At 63.1% G+C, this 5,262-nt stretch carries 6 protein-coding genes and 1 pseudogene; 1 reads left to right on the top strand and 6 read right to left on the bottom strand.

Annotated elements, in window-relative coordinates:
* Nucleotides 1-341: pseudogene (locus tag EN879_RS22055) on the top strand (Patatin); the annotation flags it as partial.
* A gap of 7 nt (nucleotides 342-348) precedes the next feature.
* On the opposite strand, the gene recJ reads toward EN879_RS22055, so the two are convergent.
* The 6 genes from recJ to EN879_RS40085 all read right to left on the bottom strand — a co-directional run.
* Complete coding sequence (gene recJ / locus EN879_RS22060; RefSeq protein ID WP_063167873.1) at nucleotides 349-2,133, bottom strand: single-stranded-DNA-specific exonuclease RecJ; 1,785 nt, start codon at nucleotides 2,131-2,133, stop codon at nucleotides 349-351.
* Nucleotides 2,134-2,311: 178 nt separating this feature from the next.
* On the bottom strand, nucleotides 2,312-2,545 hold the full coding sequence (locus tag EN879_RS22065; RefSeq protein WP_063167872.1) for a DUF6434 domain-containing protein: 234 nt from the start codon (nucleotides 2,543-2,545) through the stop codon (nucleotides 2,312-2,314).
* 73 nt (nucleotides 2,546-2,618) lie between these two features.
* Nucleotides 2,619-3,602, bottom strand: a complete 984-nt coding sequence (gene glpX, locus EN879_RS22070; RefSeq protein WP_013531987.1) for a class II fructose-bisphosphatase — start codon at nucleotides 3,600-3,602, stop codon at nucleotides 2,619-2,621.
* A 204-nt stretch (nucleotides 3,603-3,806) separates the two neighbouring features.
* Nucleotides 3,807-3,974 (bottom strand): Thivi_2564 family membrane protein, encoded by a 168-nt coding sequence (locus EN879_RS22075; RefSeq protein ID WP_013531988.1) that lies wholly within the window; start codon nucleotides 3,972-3,974, stop codon nucleotides 3,807-3,809.
* 71 nt (nucleotides 3,975-4,045) lie between these two features.
* The gene (locus EN879_RS22080) at nucleotides 4,046-4,402 is read right to left on the bottom strand and encodes a hypothetical protein (protein WP_024505708.1); all 357 of its coding nucleotides are present in this window, start codon (nucleotides 4,400-4,402) and stop codon (nucleotides 4,046-4,048) included.
* A gap of 133 nt (nucleotides 4,403-4,535) precedes the next feature.
* The coding region (locus EN879_RS40085; protein ID WP_245493849.1) for a homoserine dehydrogenase at nucleotides 4,536-5,262 on the bottom strand (727 nt) is incomplete at its 5' end.

Here is a 5,262-nt window from a genome sequence, read left to right on the forward strand (position 1 = left end):
ACTATGACCTGTTCGGCCGTGCCGCCGTCATCAAGCACAGCGCTGGCGAACTGGTCGTCGAAAAGGACGCGCCGAGGGCCGGACATGGCGATCCCGAACACCAGTCGCATCAGACCCGGCTCGGCATCACCGGCGTCATGGTCGAGGCCTTCAACATCATCCAGGACCGCATTTCGCGCGCAAGACTTGCCGGCGATCCGCCAGACATGTCGCTACAGCCGAAGCTCAGCCATATCGGCCTGACCGAGTTCCACCGCGCCGACGAGGCGATCAATCTCGGCTATCAGGCGACGATGGCGCAGATCGGCGAACTGACCCGGCTGCAGACAGTTCTCGCCTGATCAACACCTACGCACGAGCCGCATCGGTGATACGAAACTGAACGGTGCGGTTGCCGTTCCAGTAATTTCCCGACAGCGAACCGGCGACGTGGATTGTCTTGCCCCGGTTCTTGAACAGGAATTCGCCAAGCGCGGTATCGACGGCGCGAAAGGCGATCGCCTGGATCCGGCCGCCGCTTTCCGATTGCAGCTCGACGCGGATGTGATTGGTGCCGACCGGCCGCGCATCGGCCAACCGGTGGCGCGGCAACGCGAAAACAGGGGCCACGTGCCCGGCACCGAAAGGTCCGGCTTGTTCCAGCGCGTCGAGTAGGCTGAGTGTCGCGCCTTCAGCGGCAAGCGCACCGTCTATGGCCAGGCTTTCCTCGCCCTGCAGGCGAAACACGTCGGCTGCCGCCCGCTCTTCGAAAAACGCCCTGAGCTCACCAAGCCTCGCCCGCTCGACGGTGATGCCCGCCGCCATGCCATGCCCGCCACCCTTGACGATCAGACCGGCAATCGCCGCCTCGCGCACCAGCCGGCCGAGGTCGAAACCCGAGACCGAGCGGCCCGAGCCGGTGCCGATGCCGTTGGCGTTGAAGGCGATGGCGAAGGCGGGCCGGCGGGCATGATCCTTCAGCCGTGAGGCGAGCAAACCGACGATGCCCGGATGCCAGCTGTTGCTGGCGGTGACGACGATAGCCGGGCCATTGCCGCCGGCGAGCTCCGCATCGGCCTCGGCGCGCGCCGCCGCGAGCATCTCCTGCTCCATCAGCTGCCGTTCCTGGTTGAGCCGGTCGAGCGTCTCGGCAATGGTGCGCGCCTCGACCGGGTCGTCGGTCGCAAGCAACCGGCTGCCAAGTGCGGCATCGCCGATGCGTCCGCCGGCATTGATGCGCGGGCCGATCAGATAGGCCAGATGGAAGGTGCTGATCGGCTCGCCGATGCGCGACACCCGTGCCAGTGCCGCGAGCCCTTCGTTCTTCTGCTGGCGCGCCATCTGCAGCCCCTTGACCACGAAGGCACGGTTGACGCCGGTCAGCGGCACCACGTCACAAACGGTGGCCAATGCCACGATATCGAGCAGCGAAAGCAGGTCCGGCGGCGTAGCATCGGCCATGCGGCTACGCAGGATCCTGGCCGTCTGCACAAGGGCGAGGAAGACCACGCCGGCGGCACAGAGATGGCCCTGCCCGGAAAGGTCGTCGTCGCGATTGGGATTGACGACAGCGATTGCCGCCGGCAAGGCACCGCCGACCTGGTGGTGGTCGAGCACCACGACATCGGCCCCGGCCTCATTGGCGGCATCGATGGAAGCGGCGCTGTTGGTGCCGCAATCGACGGTGACGATCAGTGTCGCGCCACGCGAAACAAGTTCGCGCATGGCGTCGGGGTTGGGGCCATAGCCCTCGAAAATACGATCCGGGATGTAGATTTCCGACGGCACCGAGAAATGCGTGAGGAACCGCTTCAGCAAGGCCGACGAGGCGGCGCCGTCGACATCATAGTCGCCGAAGATCGCCACCTTTTCCCTGGCCATCACCGCGGCGGCGATCCGGGCCGCCGCCCTGTGCATGTCGGTCAGCGATGCCGGATCCGGCAGAAGATCGCGGATCGTCGGATCGAGAAACCGCTCGGTCTGCTCGGCGGTGACGCCGCGGCCGGCAAGCACCCGTGCTACGATATCGGGTACCCCGTAGCCTTGCGCGATGGCGAGCGCGATCATGTCCTGCCGCTCGGTCAGCCGGTGCTCCCAGGAAACCCCTGATACCGACTGCCTGACATCGAGGAAGAGGCGCTTTTCGCCGGTCATACGCTTTGCCAACTCATCGTTGGCCGCACGATAGTGCATGTCGCCCAAAAGTGCGCAGCGGTTTTGGGGCGACGACCTGCATTGGCAACGATTTAAATCGTGTCACGTTCATGCGACGCTCTATAGGCCAAAGGCAGGCAAAGCCAAGCGATTCACGGTGTGCGCCGTCCGGGAAGTGTCAAGAAAACTGCGCTTTCCGCTTTTCAGCCTGGCGCCGAAGCCATTCGTCGGCCGCATCGCCCATCGTCGTTTCCACACCGTCCTTGAGCCAGGCCATGAAAGGCCGGTCGAAGCTGAATGCGTAGCTGCATTCCCGGATGAGAAAGCGACGCACATTCTGGGTGTTGCGATAAGACTGCGTGATGGCGGTGGCGCGCGAGATCGGATCCGCGTGCCAGTCGAACGGTTTCATCGTCAAATCCTTGCAGCCAATATCGGGTGCGCCCGAATGGCTAACAATTGCAAGGTGGCTTCGCAAGCAAGCGTCAGAACTTATCCAGGTCCTGATGGCGTGCCTTGATCTCGCGCACCGTCCGCGACGACGAGCGCAGCACGATCGTGTGGGTGGTGATGTAATTGTGGCCGAACTTGACGCCAGCCAGCATGTTGCCGTCGGTGACACCGGTGGCCGCAAACAGCACATCGCCGCGCGCCATGTCCTCCGTCCGATAGACCCGTTTCGGATTGGAAATACCCATCTTTGCCGCGCGAGCAACCTTTTCCGGTGTGTCGAGGATCAGCCTGCCCTGCATCTGGCCGCCGGTGCAGCGCAGCGCGGCGGCGGCCAGCACGCCCTCGGGTGCTCCGCCAGTGCCGAGATAGATATCGATGCCGGTTTCTTCCGGATCCGTGGTGTGGATGACGCCGGCGACATCGCCGTCGCCGATCAGCCGGATCGCGGCACCCGTGGCGCGCACGGCATCGATCAGCTTGGCATGACGTGGCCGGTCGAGGATACAGGTGGTGATGTCCGAAATAGCCACGCCCTTGGCGCGGGCGAGGCTGGCGATGTTTTCGGCCGGTGAGGCATCGATATCGATGACGCCGTCCGCATAGCCCGGACCGATGGCGATCTTGTCCATGTAGACATCGGGCGCAAACAGCAGGCTGCCCTTTTCGGCGATGGCGATGACGGCGAGCGCATTGGGCAGGTTCTTGGCGCAGATCGTCGTGCCTTCGAGCGGATCGAGCGCGATATCGACCGCCGGACCTTTGCCGGAGCCGACTTCTTCGCCGATATAGAGCATCGGCGCTTCATCGCGCTCGCCCTCGCCGATCACCACCGTGCCCCTGATGGAAAGCCGGTTGAGTTCCTGGCGCATGGCATCCACGGCGACCTGGTCGGCCGCCTTTTCGTCGCCGCGCCCACGCAGCCTGGCGGCCGCGACGGCGGCCCGTTCGGTGACGCGCACCAGTTCCATGGTGAGTATCCGGTCAAGGCCGGCGACGATGTTCTGGGCCACATTCATCTGGTGATTTCCTCGTTGGCAATGCGGCCTCCCGCCGGAGGCGGGCCTGTTTTGTCAAACGAGCATGACAACGGCAAGACCTGCCACGAATATTATCGAATATCCAACAATATCAATCGATTAAACTACGTCTTGAAACACGACCGGCCCGATCGCCACGCGCCGGGCCAGTCTTAAAACGGTGAGAATGGCGGCCTTCGCGGCCTAAAAAACCGCGAGGTATTTGAGCAGCGAAATGATGCCGATGATGATGACGATGACCTGAACTATTTGTCTCATCCGGCCATCGAGCGGCAGGCGTTGAACCAGATAGAGAACGAGGATGATGACGAGGAATGTGATCAGGATGCCGATCAACGCTGACGAAGCCATGGTGTCCTCCTTAAAAGTGATTTGCTGAAAACAACAGAAAAGGCCGGAAGCCCGGCCCTATTGCGCTGCGGTCAATACCAGCGGCGGGAGGTATCGTTCGTCGATTGAGCAATGGCGAAGCCGGCCAGAAAGCCGAGCAGGCCGATCACGCCGACCAAAGCTGTCGTCGTACCAGGATTCTCGCGCGCGACTTCCGAAACAGCCTGGGCTTGGCTGCGCAGTTGTTGCGCCGTACGCGAAGCGCGGTTCGCCGCGGTGTCGTACAACTCGGACGCCTGTTCGCTGGCGTCATCGAGCATCTCCGCGCCCCGCGCCGAAATGCTCTTGTTGATCTTGGTGATCTCCTTGCGCAGTTCGGCAATCTGCTTTTCCAACGTCTTCTGGATGTCGTCGATATCGGGGGTGTCGGATTTGTTGGTGTCAGCCATGAAGCGGTTCCTCTGGTTGGTGACCAAGAGAACGGCGTCGACGCGAATTCGTTCCGGTCTGTGGCAGCTGCCTGCCTCCAGACCGGACCTCAATGCCTGCGGAATTCTTGTCCCGCGCGACTGTCGGACAAAGCTACCCTGCCCGTTCGATGCGGATGACCTGCGGTTTGTCGGTCAGATGTCCGTCCTTGGTGATGCCGTCTACCGCCTTGCGAACGGCGGCCTCCGTCGTCTCGTGGGTGACAAGGATCACCGTCTTCTGTGCCGCCGCCTCGCCGTTGACTGCGTGCTGGACGATCGATTCCAGCGAGATGTCATTGTCGGCCATGCGCTTGGCGATTGCCGCGAACACGCCGATGCGGTCGTGCACGGTCAGCCGGATGAAATAACCGCCGGCATGGCTGCGCATCTGCGCCTTCTTGTAGGGTTTCAGCTCCTTGGCCGGCCGGCCGAAGACCGGACCATGCTGGAAGCCTGGCCGGCTCTTGGCGATGTCGGCGATGTCGCCGATGACGGCCGATGCGGTGGCGTTGCCGCCCGCACCGGGGCCGGACAGCAGCAGCTCGCCCAGAATGTCGGTTTCGATCGCCACCGCATTGGTGACGCCATGCACCTGCGCGATGACCGATGCGGTCGGCACCATCGTCGGATGCACGCGCTGCTCGATACCGCTCTCGGTGCGCTGGGCGACACCCAGCAGCTTGATCCGGTAGCCGAGATCGGCGGCCGCGCGGATGTCGGCTTGGGTGATGTTGGAAATGCCTTCCATGTAGATGTCGTTGGCGGCGATCCTGGTGCCAAAGGCAAGGCTGGTCAGGATCGACAGCTTGTGCGCCGTGTCGTGGCCCTCGATGTCGAAG

Origin of the sequence: Mesorhizobium sp. M7A.F.Ca.AU.002.02.1.1, assembly GCF_003998535.1 — a bacterium.
Taxonomy (GTDB): domain Bacteria; phylum Pseudomonadota; class Alphaproteobacteria; order Rhizobiales; family Rhizobiaceae; genus Mesorhizobium; species Mesorhizobium ciceri.

What these genes read in the sequence shown, in the direction of transcription:
- recJ (WP_063167873.1), bottom strand. Translation starts at nt 2,133, where the DNA reads ATGACCGGCGAAAAGCGCCTCTTCCTCGATGTCAGGCAGTCGGTATCA.
- EN879_RS22065 (WP_063167872.1), bottom strand. Translation starts at nt 2,545, where the DNA reads ATGAAACCGTTCGACTGGCACGCGGATCCGATCTCGCGCGCCACCGCC.
- glpX (WP_013531987.1), bottom strand. Translation starts at nt 3,602, where the DNA reads ATGAATGTGGCCCAGAACATCGTCGCCGGCCTTGACCGGATACTCACC.
- EN879_RS22075 (WP_013531988.1), bottom strand. Translation starts at nt 3,974, where the DNA reads ATGGCTTCGTCAGCGTTGATCGGCATCCTGATCACATTCCTCGTCATC.
- EN879_RS22080 (WP_024505708.1), bottom strand. Translation starts at nt 4,402, where the DNA reads ATGGCTGACACCAACAAATCCGACACCCCCGATATCGACGACATCCAG.